The organism is Chryseobacterium sp. BGARF1 (genome assembly GCF_001677955.1).
Lineage (GTDB): Bacteria > Bacteroidota > Bacteroidia > Flavobacteriales > Weeksellaceae > Chryseobacterium.
In genome coordinates, this window is sequence record NZ_LELA01000049.1 from 45,280 (window position 1) to 60,968 (window position 15,689).

Below are 15,689 nucleotides of genomic sequence, written 5' to 3' on the forward strand. Positions count from 1 at the left end.
ATAAATCGTATGCTCAGGTTAATACTATAAATGCTATTGGGAAAAAATAGAAACGGAGAATGTTCGTTTTGGTTAATTACAAAGAACAATTGATGTCATTTTAAAAGTAATTTCCAAAAAGTGGAGCTTAAGAATTGTGGTAAAAGACTAGTGTATAGTGAGAAAATGCCAGTTGTTGTAGAATATATTTTTGGTGATTACAGCAGAACACTGAAAACTGTGATTGCATCATTTTCGACTTAGGAAGAAATCGCAGAAAATATTAGGAAAGATTTTTTTGCTTAATTTTAAGAAGCTAATATCAAAAAAAGAAATTAGTCAATTACCAATCGGTGCTTTTTTCGAAATATAAAATACCGTTTTTAGTTTTAAGTATATCACCGTCATTTTCAAGGTTTTTTAATATACGGCTCACTACTTCTCGGGAGGTACCTAAATTATTGGCAATTTCTTGATGGGTTATTCTTAAAGGGTTTCCGTGATTAATCTGTACTTGGTCTTTAATAAAGTTTAAAATTCTTTTATCAAGTTTATAATACATCGCATTATTTACCTTAGAAACAATATCCGAAAGTCTGTTTTTGTATTCCAAATAAAAAACTTTGTTGATTTCAGGGTATTTCACCAGCCATTGGTGCAGTTTTTCTACAGGGATGAGTATAAGCTGAGAATCTTTTACAGCCACAGAATAAACGCTGCTTATATAGTTGCTGAAAATAGATGAAAATGTCATAGAGCAACTTTCGCATGGTTTTACATAATAATGGATAAATTCGTTTCCATCATTCAGAGAAAACACTTTTAGTGATCCTTTAGATAAGATAGGAACAAACCTGTTTCTTTGTCCTTCTCTCAGAATTTCGTCTTTAGCAACTACATTTTGTATGAGGACATTATATTCAAACTCATTGAGAAAATCCTTTCCAAGAAAGCCAAACTTTTTTACAATAGTTTTTCGGTACATTAAATTTATTTCAAGTATTATTAAATAATAGCCTCCATTTTAAAAATTATCAAAAAAGCTTTAAGGCGTAGTTTGATATGTTTACCTATCCGTTTTTTTTGTGTCTTTTTTTGAAGATAAGCTTCGCAGAAAGAAAAAATCTATGTAAGCAGATTTAAAATGATGCTGAAGCAACGATTAAAAACTTGGCCGAAGCGTATTCAGTCTTTAATAGAATTAATTTTATAACATCTTAAAAGACGATTCTAAAAAAATCGAAATAAATGAAAACATATAATGTGTTTTTGTATTTTTAAATGATCAGTTTGCAAATTAGCTTCCGTAATTAGCCAAAATTTGGCTATACATTCTATTCATTAAAAATTGAATGTCATCAAGAAAACTTCATCAGGCTTTGATGATGTTCGTACAGCCCGTCCAATAAAAGAGATTGCACTTTATTTACAGCAAACTGTCTTAATACAGTTAAGTTTTTTTCGGAATAATCTTTAAATCTGTCTGGGTGAAAACCAACAGGATCCTGTAACAAATTTGTGACGATAAAATCTTTGTCAATAAAGAGATGATTAAACCTCATTTTAATAGTTTCGGAGAATTCGTGAGTGAAAAATTCATTAAAACCAATATGCACGACGGTAGATTTTTCATTAAGGATATCGATTGCACTTAAATCTTTTGCAAAAATAATTTTTTTTGGCTGTAATATTAATTCTCTTTTTTTATTAATTAATATTAAAGTGTGTTCATAGGTGATGATAATATTGTAAAAATAATCGAAACAATTTTTATTCAAGCTCAAAACAGCTACTTTGAAATCTTTCATATTATTCATTTTGTACTAGTATGTGGTGTTAAAAATTAAGTGCTTTTTAAAGAACAGGATGGTCTTTAATCAGACATTTTTTTTCTGAACAAAAAGACAGAATAGTTTTTAATTTAAAATTGTAATTATTCATTTAAAAAAAAAGCAAATACAGAAGTTTTAAACGTAATAATTAATTATTTCGACTAAATAAGAATTATTATGAATAACAAAAATGATAAATAGGAAGATTACGAAACGGTGATAAAAGTCACAAAATTTTCTTTTTTTAGTTAAATAGATGGGGTACAGTAAAAGAAAAATGCCTTCAAAACAGAAAAGGCATTTATAAAATTGTAATAAACGGAAAAAAACAATATTTTCGAATTCAGAAAAGACAGAAAATAATATCAATAAAGACAGTATCAAAAATAGTTTAGGAAGATGATTAATAAGAATGGGCTTTAGTCAAAACATAATTTTCTCTCGCAAATCAAGCAAATTTTGCAGATAATTGAATAGAAAAAAATCTGCATAATCAGCCAAATCTGCGAGAGAAAAAAACAATCATTTGTGAAAATCTGAGGAATCTGTGGGAGAGTTAATTAAAAGACTGTCTAAATTCCAACGGTGACATATTTGTCTTCTTTTTAAAAAGTGTAGAAAAAGACTGCGAATGCTCAAAGCCTAGTTCATACGCAATTTCGCTTATCGAAAGCTCAGTCGTCGAAAGCTTTTCTTTTGCTTTATTAATGAGTTTTTCATGAATGTGTTGCTGAGTATTTTGTCCGGTATGAACGCGCAAAAGATCACTCAAGTAATTTGGAGAAAGATTCATCGCTTCTGCAATTTGATGAACCGTTAAAAGTCCTTTTTCAGAAGATTCCTGATTAAAATAATCATTCAAAAAAGTTTCGAATTTCGTTAAAAGTTGATGTGTTCCACTTTTTCTGGTGATGAATTGTCGCTCATAAAAACGCTTCGAATAATTCAAAAGCAATTCAATCTGCGACAAGATAATTTCTTGCGTATGATAATCAATATGCAGACATTCTTTATCGATTTTGTACATGATCTCAAGAAGGTCATTCTCTTCATCCTCAGATAAATGTAACGCTTCATTCACAGCATAAGAGAAAAATCCATAAGAAGAAATGGTCTTTGCTAAATTATGTTTCAACAGAAGATCTTCATGAAAGATTAACAAATAACCCGTATTTTCACACTCCATTGTCTTTAGATCCAGATACTGCACCTGATTCGGAGCCGTAAAACTCAAAACCCCTTTGTCATAATCGTAATGTTGCTGTCCGTATTTTATTTTTCCGGTTGCATTTCGTTTCAGAGCAACACAATAATATCTGCTTACAAAACCCTTCCACGTATCATCTTCAATAAAAACAGTTTCAGAAAGATCGATAACGCTTACCATCGGATGCTTCGGTTCAGGAAGCGAAAGCAGTCTGTGAAAAGCAGAAATAGATTTTATAGTGTTCATAATTTTCAAGTTTTTTTAATGATAATTTGGGCAGCTTTATCCGCCTTCCGCTCCCAATCTTTTGTTCGTCGTTCCTCCTCACAAAAGGATTTCCGCTCAAGTCGGGCTGCAATCATATTGCGTTTCATATATAAACCTCATAGGTTTCAAAAACCTATGAGGTTTGAGTTATTTTTAAGAATTAAAGGTACAGATTAATAATCCAAAAGTCCCATGCCGAATTCGTCATACGTTGCTCCGGTATCTGTTCCTAAAGGTACGATACTTTCCAGTTTCTGAAGTTCCGTTTCGGATAATTTGATTGTAGCTGCTTCGATATTTTGTTCAAGATACTTTCTGCGTTTCGTTCCCGGAATAGGAAGAATTCCTTTGCTAATGATCCACGCCAAAGCCAATTGTGATGAGGTGATATTTTTTTCTTGTGCAAGGTTTTCAATTGCTTCCACCAACTCGATATTTTTTTTGAAATGCTCCCCTTGAAAACGAGGAATTCCTCTTCTGAAATCATTTTCAGGCAAGTCATCAATTGTACGAATCTGTCCGGATAAAAATCCTCTTCCAAGCGGAGAATACGCCACAAAACCAATTCCCAATTCGTTCAAAGTTTTGATAACACCTTTTTCTTCAACGGTTCTTTCAAAAAGAGAAAACTCACTTTGCACTGCCGAAATCGGATGAATTGCATGAGCTTTTTTCACCGTTTCAGAAGAAACTTCCGACAAACCAATGTAACCAATCTTACCTTCTTTTACTAATTCGCTCATTGCTCCGACCGTTTCCTCGATAGGTGTGTTTTTATCAAGACGATGCATATAATAAAGGTCAATGTAATCTGTTTTTAAATTTTTCAACGAACGTTCGACAGACTTTTTTACATAATCTTTTGTTCCGTTGATTTTCCAGGTTACCTGTTCGTTATCATCAATTTCCCAACCGAATTTTGTAGCGATAATATACTCGTCGCGATTGCCCTCGATAGCTTTTGCAATTAATTGCTCGTTTTTGAAAGGGCCGTATAAATCGGCAGTGTCCAGAAAGTTTCCACCCAATTCTAGTGAGCGATGAATGGTTGCTATAGCTTCTTTTTCATCCGTTTTGCCATACATATCTGCATCGCCAAAACCTGTCATTCCCATACATCCCAAACCAATATTTGGAACGATTAAACCTTGGTTTCCTAATTTTACTTGATTCAATTTCATATTGTTGATTTTTATTGATACAAAATTCAGCAGAAATTAGAAACCGAATGTATGCAAAACCATGGTTGTCGTATGCAAATTACAGATTGTATTTTTTTAATTTAAAAAAGATATAACACAATCATCTGTGAAAATCTGTGAAATCCGTGGGAGAAAAGTCGTAGCAGCTTTTGTCATTTCGAGGAACGAGAAATCTTTAATTTAAAATGGAAAATAGATTCTTCACTTCGCTCTCGCTCCATTCAGAATGACAAATGTTAAATAAATATTTGTGAAAATTAGTGTAAAATATTAGCGCAATTAGTGTTTAAAAATATTTAAATAAAAAACTATTTTCTAGGTTTAGAAGACATATAAAAGCTCAATTTTCCACCATTCATAATATCAGAATGTTTCAAAGTAAAGTTTTTAATTTCCTTTCCATTCAATAGAATTTTTTCAACATAGACATTCTTTGCACTTTGGTTGATAGCTTCAATTTCAAAAGTTTTTCCGTTTTCTAAATTCAAAATTGCGTTATCAATTGCGGGGCTTCCAATAGCATAATCTTCCGAACCCGGAGCAACAGGATAAAATCCGAGCGAGCTCAAAATATACCAGGCACTCATTTGTCCTGCGTCATCATTTCCGCCCAATCCATCAGGTGTGGCTTTGTACTGCATTTCCAAAATTCGTCTGATTTGCGCCTGAGTTTTCCAAGGTTGACCTGCCCAATTATAAAAATAAGCAACATGATGAGCCGGTTCGTTCCCGTGAACATATCCTCCGATAATTCCTTCTCGTGTAATGTCTTCAGTATCTGCGAAAAACTCGTCTGGTAAATGCATCGTGAACAATTCATCCAATTTTGAAGCAAATTTTTTCTTGCCGCCCATCAATTGAATTAATTCATCCGGATTTTGGGGAACGAAGAAACTGTAATTCCAAGAATTCCCTTCAATGAAACCTTGTCCGTGCGTGCTTAATGCATTAAAATCTTTCTTAAAACTTCCGTCTGCTAAGCGAGGACGCATAAATCCAACGGTTTTATCAAAATTATTTTTCCAGTTTTCAGAACGTTTGATGAATTGATCATAAATTTCCGTTTCACCCAAATGTTTCGCCAGTTGAGCAATTGCCCAATCGTCGTAGGCATATTCTAGAGTATTTGAAACTGAAGTCCCACTTTTTTCGGCAGGAATGTATCCTTTATCTATATAATATCCGATTCCTTCATAATCTCTTTTATTGGCTGTTTCTACACAGGCTTTTAATGCAGCTTTTGCATCACCGTTATAATTTCCTTTAATAATCGCATCTGCAACAACGCTTACGCTGTGGTATCCGCTCATACACCAATTATCATTCGCGTAATGCGACCAAATTGGTAACATCTTCATCGAAAACTGATTGTAATGTGCCATCATCGATTTTACCATATCACCGTTTCTTTTGGTTTGAATGATATTAAAGAAAGGGTGTAATGCACGATAGGTATCCCAAAGTGAGAACGTTGTGTAATTGGTAAAACCTTCTGCTTTATGAATATTTTGGTCTAAACCTTTATATTCTCCGTTTACATCCGTATAAGTTGTCGGATTGATAAAAGTATGATACATTGCCGTATAAAAGTTTGTTTTCTCTGTTTCAGAGCCTTTAATAACGATTTTATTTAATTCTTTATTCCAAATTTCCTGTGTTTGTGCTTTTACCTGGTCAAAAGATAAGTTTCCAGTCTCTTTTTCTAAATTTTCTAAAGCATTTGCTTGACTTACCGGTGAAATTGCAAGCTTAACTTCAATTGCTTCATTTTCATTCGTATCGAAATCAAAATACATTTTCAGATTTTTTCCTGCGATTTCCGGAAAGTTTTTCGTCTGGTCAAATTTTCTCCAAAATCCGCCATACACTTGTTTCCCGTCATAATTTTTCTGGCCGTAAGATTTAAATGGCTTTGAAAATGTCATCGCAAAATAAACCGTTCGTGTTCTTGCCCAGCCGTTGGTCTGTCGATAACCTGTGATGGTATTTCCGTTTTTTACACGAACGTAAGTCCAAACATTTTTACCATCATAATTATAAATACCGGCCATCAAGTCTAAAATAATATGTGCCTGGTCAGATTTTGGGAAAGTGTAGCGATGAACACCGACTCTTGTCGTAGAAGTTAATTCGGCTAAAATATTGTGGTCGTCTAACTTTACTTTGTAATATCCAGCTTCTGCGGTTTCATTTGAGTGTGAAAATCTGCTTCTGTAACCACTTTCAGGATTTGTTGCTGTTCCGGGATTCAATTGTAATTTTCCAACAGTGGGCATTACCAGAAAATCTCCCAAATCAGAATGTCCTGTACCGCTAAAATGGGTTGAGCTGAAACCTACTATTGTTTTATCTTCATAGCGATATCCTGCACAATATTTATAAACATCACCGTTGTATTTTCCATTCATTTCATAAGAAATAGTGTCTGTTTCAGGGCTGAGCTGAATGGCTCCAAAAGGTGCGGTGGCTCCGGGATATGTATGTCCCATTTTTTCTGTCCCGATCAAGGGGTTGACATATTGATGCAATTTTTCAAATTTTTGAGCTTTATTTAAACCAAAAATTAAAAGAAATATAAAAATAGGAGCTCCGGAATTTTTCATAAGATCTAAATAATGAAGTTATGTTAAATATAAAAAAAATGTTTGCTAATAAATTACAGTATTGAATCTAATCTATTTTATAAAAAAAGCGATTTAAAAAACCATAAACAAGATTTTTATCCTGCTTTTTAAAGTTATCGTCAATCATGATGGAGCCTTTTGGCTGAAATCTAATAATTGGTAGGTGATCATCAGCAATTTTTATTTTTTGATAGGGTATTCCGTGTTCTTCGAGTCTGTCGAGATTGCTAGAAAAATACCCTGCGTCAATTTTTACTGTTTTCCCGGAGTTCTTAAGCATGTCTAAAATATAATAGGTCTTTTCTGTCCCATAAATATTTAAGACAGCAACTGATGAAAAGAAAAATAAAATATTAACAATTAAAATTCCTTTTAAAATAAAGAGGTTCTTGATCTTAGTATTATTGACCTCCAATATAAACAGCAATATCAGTGGGATCAGATAGAATTGTGGAATATATCTTATCCACCAAGGGTCAGAAATGATCAATACTGAAGCTAAGATTGGAAGAATGCTAATAAAAAGTATTTTTTGCTGATGAGTGAGATTTTTCAGACGTTTATAATTGACTATAAAAAATAATAATAGAACGATCAAAAAACCACCATAAAATATTCCAAATCCTCCTACACCAATATCTGCATCAGCCAACCGATTCAGCTCTTTTTGAGAAACACTGAATGGAATTTTATAAGACATGTTATCTTTATCAAAAGAACCTGTTTTGGTAAATAATGTAAATGCGAGTTTTTCTATCCTATTATTATTTCTTACAAATCCTTCTGGTGCAAAGCGCTCAAGAATATCAATTGAGCCTTCTCCTCTTAAGGGATAAAATACATGTTTTCCTTCTTTTAAATTTGTAATATATGGGTTGTAATTGCAGAATATTAACAAAAAAGAAGCGCATAGTAATGGCAATACTAAGGCTTTAAGTGATGATATTTTTTTCAAAAACAATAAAATAACCAATATACAGACAGTCAGTACGCCCAATGTTGGCATTGAAGTAAATTTTAAACTTCCACCTATCGTTAAAGTTGCTATGATCAATGCTATATAAATTCTTTCTTTTGTTTTGATAAAAAGAAAAAGAGAACTCAAAAAGCAAATGATAAACGAATAGCTAAGGCCGTCTACATAAAAAGTTAAAATTTGTGAAATTACAACTGGATTGGCAGCTATGAGAAAAGCAAAGACCCATTGTCGTTTAAGATCAATACTAAGGAATTCCAAAACTTTTTTTGTGATCAGCAATGAAGCGATAAAAAGAAAAATATTTATGGCTTTCGCCGTTTCTATTTTACCCCAAAAATAATATATACAAGACTGTATGACCTCGGCTCCTTTTGGATAATGCTCCGTCCATATCTTCATCGTACGAGAATGAGATTCAAAGTAAATAGGATCCCAGCCATTTTTCAACTGAATGATACTTTCCTGATGATAGCTTTGCCCGTCTGCAGAGAGATCAAAAAAATAACCGCTGATCAAAAAACCAAATAATAAAATGAGCGCTGTAATAAACCCAGAAATAAAATTAACTCTACAAATCAAGAAAGAAATGATGACCGCTAGTGGGTAATACAACCTCGTGATTGGAAAGTTTAAAAATAGGCCAAGTTGAGAAATAAGCAAGCAAATGAAAAGATGGAAAATAACAATAAATACTATTTTTTCGAGATAAATTTTATTCATATTCTGCATTTATACAAATATAAAATATTGTAAGAATAAAAGATCAATTTAAAAAAATGAAATTGGAGATAAGATTATTATTCAGAAAAGCGAAAACCAATTCCGTGAATGTTTTCTATCGTAACAGTATTTTCATCGGCAAAAACTTTTCGCAATCTTGAAATAAAAACATCAAGACTTCGTCCCATAAAATAATCATCATCGCCCCAGATTGCCTTCAAAATATCCTGTCTTTTGAGGACGGTATTTTTATGACGAATAAAATACAAAAGCAAATCAGATTCTCTTTGAGTAAGCGTTATTGTATTTTGAGTGTCGTTTAAAGTATAGTTTTTAGGGTCAAAATTGTACTTTCCGACTTTATATTTTTGTGGAAAGGCTTCCGTTTTCTTGGAACGTTTTAGGAAAATTTCAATTTTTAAAATCAATTCTTCGATGCTGAAAGGTTTTACCAAATAATCATCTGCACCGATTTTCAAACCTTTAATTCGGTCTTCTTTTAAAGCTTTAGCAGAAGTGAAAATGATTGGAATTTCGGCATTTTTATCTCTTATTTTTTGTGCTAAATCGAAACCGTTCATTTCGGGCATCATAATATCGAGCAAACAAATATCAAAATCTTTGGTGTTGAACGCTTCAAATGCTGATTTTCCGTTGGAGCAATGCTCTATTTCATAATAATTTTCCAAGCTGTCCTGAATCAGGAAAGCTATGGTTTCATCATCTTCTGCGTATAGAATTTTAGATTTATCCATCATTACACAAATTTAAATTAAAACGGAAAAAACAGAGTAATGGTGATGCCTTTATCTACATTGTTTTCAACTGATATTTTCCAGTTATGCTGCTGAACGATTTTTTTTACATAAAATAATCCCAGCCCAAACCCGTTGATTTCCTCACTATTATTGGCAGGAACTCTGTAAAATTTATCAAAAATATGATTAATGTTTTTAGCAGGAATGCCCATTCCGTTGTCTTTAAACTTTAAATATAAGCCTTTTGAATCTTTCACCGAAGAAATAAGAATTTCAGGTTTTGTTTCGCAGTATTTGATTGAGTTGTCTAAAAGGTTGTAAACGATATTGGTAAAGTGAAATTCATCTGCTAAAATTGAAATGTCATTTTCAATATTTATCTGAATGGAAATATTTTCATTTTTCTGTTTAATAGTTTCTGCAATCTCCTCAATAAACGGTTGCAAAATAATTTTTTGAGGTTTTAATGATAATCCTGAAGCATCGTTTTTCGCAATATTCAGTATTTTTTCAATATGATTATTCAGTTTATAACTTTGATTAATGATAATTGATGTGTATGTTTTCAACTTAGAATTTTCTTGCACGACTTCTTGTTTGTTGAGCGCCTCCGAAGCTAATAATATTGATGATAACGGAGTTTTAAACTCATGCGTCATATTGTTGATAAAATCACGCTGCAATTCTGAAAATTTCTTCTGCTGAATAATCGTATAAATAGAATAAACATAAACCAAAAGAATGATAATCAGTGCGAAAGTAAGCAGATACCAAAAGCGTAATGAGCTGATGAGGTAAGTGGTTTTGTCGGGGAAACGTATTGAAAAGTAATAGGTAAGATTTTTATGTTTCGGAAACTGAATTACCTTTTCATTGGGCTCTTCCTGATGGCTCGTCATATATTTCCCATAAATCATTTGATCGCTGTGGCAATTGTATAAAGCGTAAACATAATCTGTATTAATTTGAAATCTTGTAAATTCTGTTTTCAAATAATGCTCAAGAACAGCCGGATGGAATTCATTATTGATATTCACAACGTAATAATCATTCGCAATAATCTGAACAGGATTTTCGGTAAAAGAGGATTTTCCTTCAGACATTTTGTCGACAACCTCCATTAAAGCGATGTTTACTTTCTGATTAAATTTTCTATCCTCAAGATTATACGCTTGTTTGGTCCACAACAGTTGGGCTATCAAAATTCCGATGATAGCAACCAATCCGAGGCTTATAATAATATTGAGTTTCTTAATTCTCATTTTCAAAAGCAATATTATCCAAAAATATCTATAATTTTTTGATCATTAACAACTCGTTAACAAATGTTTGATAACGGTTAACAACTTACAATCGTTTTCAGCTCTACATTTGTTACAACAAAAAATAATTAATTAATATTTGATTTCATAACTACTAAAAATTTATACACATGAAAAATTTAAAAATTACAGCGCTTCTTGCGGTTTTGGCATTCTCTCCGTTTTATGCAAACGTATTTCCGGTAACTCCGGCTTCAATTGTTAAAAAAGTAGCAGAAGCTGCAAAATGGAAAGCAGAAATTATCGATGTAGGAAATATTCCTCAAGGGAAACCAAAAATCATCAGATTTGAATTTACCAATACTTCATCACAGCCAATTATGATTGATAAAGTTGCGCCATCATGCGGATGTACAACAGCTGATTACACAAAAACTAAAATTTTACCTGGAAAAACAGGATTTGTGGAAGCAAGCTACAATGCTGCAGCGGAAGGTCCATTTACAAAATCAGTTACGGTTAATCTGAGTGACAGTCAAAATCCGAAAATACTTTCTTTTAAAGGAACTGTTGTTAAGTAATTAATTTAATCTTGTTCAATATAAAAAACAGCCTGTCAATTATTTGACAGGCTGTTTTTGTTTTTTGGAAAATCGTAAAGGTGCAAATTAAATCCAAAATATTATTTCTAAGGCGCAAGGATTTTTTTCTACAAAAAAATAAAAGTTTATTGAAAATCTTTGATTTTTCTGCGCCTTATAACAATATGAAGAGCAAATATTTGCGTCTTTGCGATTCTTCAACAATCTATTGTTTTAAAAAGAGCTATTTGTAGCATCATTTATCAATCTATTTTAAGGGATTACATTCTAATATTTATTATTTTTAAGAAAAAATAAAACGTATGAATCTTTATACACAACCGATGTTGCGTGAAGACGCTCTAAAAGATAAAGTTGCTATTGTTACAGGAGGCGGAAGCGGTCTTGGAAAAGCAATGACCAAATATTTCCTGCAATTAGGAGCAAAAGTGGTGATTACTTCCAGAAATTTAGAAAAACTTCAGGTTACTGCGAAAGAATTGGAAGATGAGACGGGTGGAAAAGTTCTTTGTGTAGCTTGTGATGTAAGAAATTGGGATGAGGTTGAAGCGATGAAAGAAGCCACTTTAAAAGAATTCGGGAAAATTGATATTCTTTTGAATAATGCTGCCGGAAATTTTATTTCACCTACAGAAAGATTAACGCACTCTGCATTCGATTCTATTTTAGATATTGTTTTAAAAGGAACAAAAAACTGTACACTTTCTATCGGAAAACACTGGATTGATTCAAAAACTCCGGGAACAGTTTTAAATATTGTAACGACTTATGCTTGGACGGGTTCGGCTTACGTTGTTCCATCAGCTTGTGCAAAAGCGGGAGTTTTAGCAATGACAAGAAGTTTAGCAGTTGAGTGGGCAAAATACGGAATTCGTTTTAATGCGATTGCTCCTGGACCGTTTCCTACAAAAGGAGCTTGGGACAGATTGCTTCCGGGAGATCTGCAGGAGAAATTTGATATGAGAAAAAAAGTTCCGTTGAGAAGAGTAGGAGAACATCAGGAATTAGCAAACCTTGCTGCGTATCTGGTTTCAGATTATTCAGCTTATATGAATGGAGAAGTCGTTACAATCGATGGGGGAGAATGGCTTCAAGGCGCAGGTGAATTTAATATGCTGGAAGATATTCCACAGGAAATGTGGGATGCTTTGGAAGCAATGATTAAAGCAAAAAAATCGAATTAGTTATAATTATGAATGATGAATTTTTAGTTTCTGGTGATTTAATTATTGCTAATAACTAAAAAACATCACCAATAAAGCTTCTCTATGAAACATAAGTTTTATTTTTGTTCTTTAATTTAAATAAAAACCCTAATGAATTTCAGATTTTCAACTTTATTACTATTTGTTTTTGCATGGAGCTTTTCTCAGAATTTAAAAGTAATGTCTTTCAACATCAGACTCAATGTAGAATCTGATAAAGAAAACTCATGGACAAACAGAAAACAGGATGCGGTAGATTTATTAAGCTATTACCATCCAGATTATTTCGGCGTTCAGGAAGCACTTCCGGAGCAGATGAAAGATATAAAAAATGGTTTAAAAAACTATGATTATGTAGGTGTAGGTAGAGACGATGGTAAAGAAAAAGGCGAATTTTCTGCGATATTTTATGATACCGAAAAATTGCAGGTGGTAAAATCGGGAACGTTCTGGCTTTCAGAAACTCCGGAAAAACCGTCAAAAGGTTGGGATGCTGCTTACAACAGAGTTTGTACGTATGCTGTTTTTAAAGATAAAAAATCGAAGAAAGAATTTTTGGCAATGAATCTTCATTTCGATCATGTAGGAGATGTGGCAAGAGTAAAATCTGCAGATTTGATTTTAAAGAAAATTAAAGAAATCAATCCTAAAAATTTACCTTTAACATTAAGCGGAGATTTTAATCTGACAGACGATACAGAGCCTATCAAAATAATTTCTCAAAACCTGAAAGATACTTTTTACAACTCAGAAACAAAACCTTACGGACCAAAAGGAACATTTACGGCATTCAACGTAACCGAAGTTCCGCAGGAAAGAATCGACTATATTTTTGTAAAAGGTTTTAAGATAAGATCTCATAGACATATCAACGACAGAAGAGAAAATCTGCTGTATCCGTCGGATCATTTCCCGGTTTTGACAGAGCTGCAGTTTTAAAATATTAATTCTCAGGAAAATCAATCTCAAATCCAATTCCTCTCAGGGATTGGATTTTTATTTTGTCGTCATGCTGAAAATATTTTCGCAGTCGGCTGATAAAAACATCAAGGCTTCTTCCGGTAAAATAATCGTTGGTTTCCCATAAATTATCGAGAATGTCGTCTCGTTTGATGGTTTTATGATTGAATTTCAAAAGATAAAGCAAAAGATCTTTTTCACGAATGGTGAGTCTTATTTTTTCATTAGGATGAGAAAGCAAAAGTTTTTCTGTATCTAAAATATAGCTTCCGATGCTGTATTGAGTAATTGTTTCCGAAACTAATGTTCTTTTTAGAATATTTTTAATTCTTAAAATTAATTCTTCCGGATCGCAAGGTTTTGAAATGTAATCATCTGCTCCGATTTTCAGTCCTGTCAGGCGATCTATTTTCTGATTTTTTGCCGTTAAAAATAAAAGTGGGAAATCGGGTTTAGTTTTTAAAATCATTTTTGCCAAAGAAAATCCGTCGAGTTTGGGCATCATAATATCTAAAATCCCAATATGAAAAGGGAAATCTGACTGTAAAATCAGTAAAATATCTTCAGGATTCTGAAACCATACAACTTCAAAATCTTCAAGCTCGAGATATTGTTTCAGGATCATTCCAAAATCTGAATCGTCTTCTGCCAATAAAATCTTAATCTTCATAGGGAATTGAAATTTTAAAAGTTGTTCCTATATTTACTTCACTCGTAATCTCAGTTTTTCCTCTATATTTTTCAACAATTTTTTTCACGAAAAATAACCCCAAACCTAAACCTTTGCTGTTGTGAATATTGTTGGATTGTATTCTGTAAAACTTTTCGAAAATATTTTTCAATTCGCTGTGTTCTATACCGTTTCCATTGTCTGCAACAATAATTTCGAGCTTATTTTGAATGGTTTTTATATCAATTTTAATTTCTGAAGCTCCATATTTTACACTGTTTTCGCAAAGATTTTTGATTACGGTTTCCATCAGTTTTTTGTTGAAAGGAAGTTCTTTTGAAACTGAATTATTAAGTTTAAAATCAGTGTTCTTGTAAGTAAAAGCCAGATCGTGAATGAAAAAATCCCAATTTTCTGGTTGAATGGCAACATTTTTTTCGTCAAAATCTTCGGGGTGAAGCTGTAACATTAAATCTTCAAGCCTTAAAATTTGTCGGTCAATTAAAGGTAAAATTTCCGGAGTAAATTCTTTTTTTAATGTTTTTGAGGCAATCTTCAACGTAGCAATTGGGGTTTTAAATTCGTGGGAAATATTATCAACAACAGTGTGCAAAACCTCAACCTGCTTCTGTTGTCTGATTAAATTTTTAACGGTGAAAATATATAAGACCAAGACACTCAGTAAAATAGCAACACAGCATAAAATAAGTAAAGTAAGATCTTGAAAAACAACAGTGTTGATATTTAAGATTTGAAAATCGGTCTGGCTCTTTACAAAAAAAGAATCGTCTCTTTCAAGTTGATCGCTTTTATCAGACCTCGAAGTGGAAGAGGTTTCCCATTTTCCGGTATTAGAAATTCCGGCTTTTGTAATCTTATTTCGCGTTTCGTATAAAGTGACAGGTTGATTGATCAGGTTTATATTTTTCGGAACATAAACAATGGATAAAAACTGAGTTCTTACAGCAACTTTATAGCCTTCTTTCTCAAATTTATGGTCTATATAATCGCTTAATTGATTTTGTGTTTGTTTTTTGTTTTTTTCGAAATAGTTTAAAAACTCTTTTTTGCTGATCTTCTTATTACTGAATTCTGCAAAGATTTTCCTTTGGCCTTCATCACCCAAATTACTTGAACCGCCAAGATTTTCCAGATTATCGATGTAATCATCAATTCTATTATGAACATCGCTGTAGATTTCTCGCTTTTTTACCTGAGAAGTTTTGTACATAAAATATACCTGAATGCCCAATAATAGCAGAAATAAAGCTGCAAAAAGAGAGATAAGATATTTGCTTTTAGAGATCATTGAAGCAAATATATACATTTCGTGAATGCGTTTTTACCATTAACCTCGCATTAACCTTCCGTTAACCGAAATTCTCGGTGGCAATATTCAATTTTGTCACAGTAAAATATCAA

13 protein-coding genes are annotated in these 15,689 nt (G+C 32.6%); 3 read left to right on the top strand and 10 right to left on the bottom strand.

The window, feature by feature from the left end; translation table 11 throughout:
• Window positions 1–322 precede the first annotated feature (322 nt).
• The 8 genes from AB671_RS09690 to AB671_RS09725 form a co-directional block, all read right to left on the bottom strand.
• Entirely contained in the window at window positions 323–964 is a 642-nt protein-coding gene (locus AB671_RS09690) for a Crp/Fnr family transcriptional regulator (protein ID WP_066678467.1), read from the bottom strand.
• 373 nt (window positions 965–1,337) lie between these two features.
• Complete coding sequence (locus AB671_RS09695) at window positions 1,338–1,787, bottom strand: hypothetical protein (protein ID WP_157444174.1); 450 nt, start codon at window positions 1,785–1,787, stop codon at window positions 1,338–1,340.
• 580 nt (window positions 1,788–2,367) lie between these two features.
• Window positions 2,368–3,264, bottom strand: a complete 897-nt coding sequence (locus tag AB671_RS09700) for a helix-turn-helix domain-containing protein (RefSeq protein WP_066678471.1) — start codon at window positions 3,262–3,264, stop codon at window positions 2,368–2,370.
• A gap of 194 nt (window positions 3,265–3,458) precedes the next feature.
• Window positions 3,459–4,466 (bottom strand): aldo/keto reductase, encoded by a 1,008-nt coding sequence (locus tag AB671_RS09705; protein WP_066678474.1) that lies wholly within the window; start codon window positions 4,464–4,466, stop codon window positions 3,459–3,461.
• A gap of 329 nt (window positions 4,467–4,795) precedes the next feature.
• Window positions 4,796–7,090 carry a GH92 family glycosyl hydrolase gene (locus AB671_RS09710; protein WP_082987275.1) on the bottom strand — a complete coding sequence of 765 codons (2,295 nt, stop codon included), beginning with the start codon at window positions 7,088–7,090 and terminating at the stop codon, window positions 4,796–4,798.
• A 67-nt stretch (window positions 7,091–7,157) separates the two neighbouring features.
• Window positions 7,158–8,702, bottom strand: a complete 1,545-nt coding sequence (locus tag AB671_RS09715; protein WP_157444175.1) for a hypothetical protein — start codon at window positions 8,700–8,702, stop codon at window positions 7,158–7,160.
• A gap of 185 nt (window positions 8,703–8,887) precedes the next feature.
• Window positions 8,888–9,565: a response regulator transcription factor gene (locus AB671_RS09720; RefSeq protein ID WP_066678514.1), complete on the bottom strand. Its 678-nt coding sequence runs from the start codon at window positions 9,563–9,565 to the stop codon at window positions 8,888–8,890.
• A gap of 17 nt (window positions 9,566–9,582) precedes the next feature.
• Window positions 9,583–10,830: a sensor histidine kinase gene (locus AB671_RS09725; RefSeq protein WP_066678478.1), complete on the bottom strand. Its 1,248-nt coding sequence runs from the start codon at window positions 10,828–10,830 to the stop codon at window positions 9,583–9,585.
• 170 nt (window positions 10,831–11,000) lie between these two features.
• Between AB671_RS09725 and AB671_RS09730 the strand changes: the two genes are divergently transcribed.
• The 3 genes from AB671_RS09730 (at window position 11,001) to AB671_RS09740 (ending at window position 13,576) form a co-directional block, all read left to right on the top strand.
• On the top strand, window positions 11,001–11,411 hold the full coding sequence (locus AB671_RS09730; protein WP_066678480.1) for a DUF1573 domain-containing protein: 411 nt from the start codon (window positions 11,001–11,003) through the stop codon (window positions 11,409–11,411).
• A gap of 323 nt (window positions 11,412–11,734) precedes the next feature.
• On the top strand, window positions 11,735–12,616 hold the full coding sequence (locus AB671_RS09735; protein ID WP_066678484.1) for an SDR family oxidoreductase: 882 nt from the start codon (window positions 11,735–11,737) through the stop codon (window positions 12,614–12,616).
• Between the two features lie 132 nt (window positions 12,617–12,748).
• Complete coding sequence (locus tag AB671_RS09740) at window positions 12,749–13,576, top strand: endonuclease/exonuclease/phosphatase family protein (protein ID WP_066678486.1); 828 nt, start codon at window positions 12,749–12,751, stop codon at window positions 13,574–13,576.
• Window positions 13,577–13,580: 4 nt separating this feature from the next.
• Here AB671_RS09740 and AB671_RS09745 read toward each other — a convergent pair whose 3' ends face one another.
• Window positions 13,581–14,267, bottom strand: a complete 687-nt coding sequence (locus AB671_RS09745) for a response regulator transcription factor (RefSeq protein WP_066678488.1) — start codon at window positions 14,265–14,267, stop codon at window positions 13,581–13,583.
• The gene (locus AB671_RS09750) at window positions 14,257–15,594 is read right to left on the bottom strand and encodes a sensor histidine kinase (RefSeq protein WP_082987276.1); all 1,338 of its coding nucleotides are present in this window, start codon (window positions 15,592–15,594) and stop codon (window positions 14,257–14,259) included. The genes AB671_RS09745 and AB671_RS09750 overlap by 11 nt, the downstream gene beginning before the upstream one ends.
• Between the last annotated feature and the right edge of the window lie 95 nt (window positions 15,595–15,689).

Excerpts from the sequence above, each read along its gene's own strand:
- AB671_RS09690 (WP_066678467.1), bottom strand. The coding sequence starts at position 964 with ATGTACCGAAAAACTATTGTAAAAAAGTTTGGCTTTCTTGGAAAGGAT.
- AB671_RS09695 (WP_157444174.1), bottom strand. The coding sequence starts at position 1,787 with ATGAAAGATTTCAAAGTAGCTGTTTTGAGCTTGAATAAAAATTGTTTC.
- AB671_RS09700 (WP_066678471.1), bottom strand. The coding sequence starts at position 3,264 with ATGAACACTATAAAATCTATTTCTGCTTTTCACAGACTGCTTTCGCTT.
- AB671_RS09705 (WP_066678474.1), bottom strand. The coding sequence starts at position 4,466 with ATGAAATTGAATCAAGTAAAATTAGGAAACCAAGGTTTAATCGTTCCA.
- AB671_RS09710 (WP_082987275.1), bottom strand. The coding sequence starts at position 7,090 with ATGAAAAATTCCGGAGCTCCTATTTTTATATTTCTTTTAATTTTTGGT.
- AB671_RS09720 (WP_066678514.1), bottom strand. The coding sequence starts at position 9,565 with ATGGATAAATCTAAAATTCTATACGCAGAAGATGATGAAACCATAGCT.
- AB671_RS09725 (WP_066678478.1), bottom strand. The coding sequence starts at position 10,830 with ATGAGAATTAAGAAACTCAATATTATTATAAGCCTCGGATTGGTTGCT.
- AB671_RS09730 (WP_066678480.1), top strand. The coding sequence starts at position 11,001 with ATGAAAAATTTAAAAATTACAGCGCTTCTTGCGGTTTTGGCATTCTCT.
- AB671_RS09735 (WP_066678484.1), top strand. The coding sequence starts at position 11,735 with ATGAATCTTTATACACAACCGATGTTGCGTGAAGACGCTCTAAAAGAT.
- AB671_RS09740 (WP_066678486.1), top strand. The coding sequence starts at position 12,749 with ATGAATTTCAGATTTTCAACTTTATTACTATTTGTTTTTGCATGGAGC.
- AB671_RS09745 (WP_066678488.1), bottom strand. The coding sequence starts at position 14,267 with ATGAAGATTAAGATTTTATTGGCAGAAGACGATTCAGATTTTGGAATG.
- AB671_RS09750 (WP_082987276.1), bottom strand. The coding sequence starts at position 15,594 with ATGTATATATTTGCTTCAATGATCTCTAAAAGCAAATATCTTATCTCT.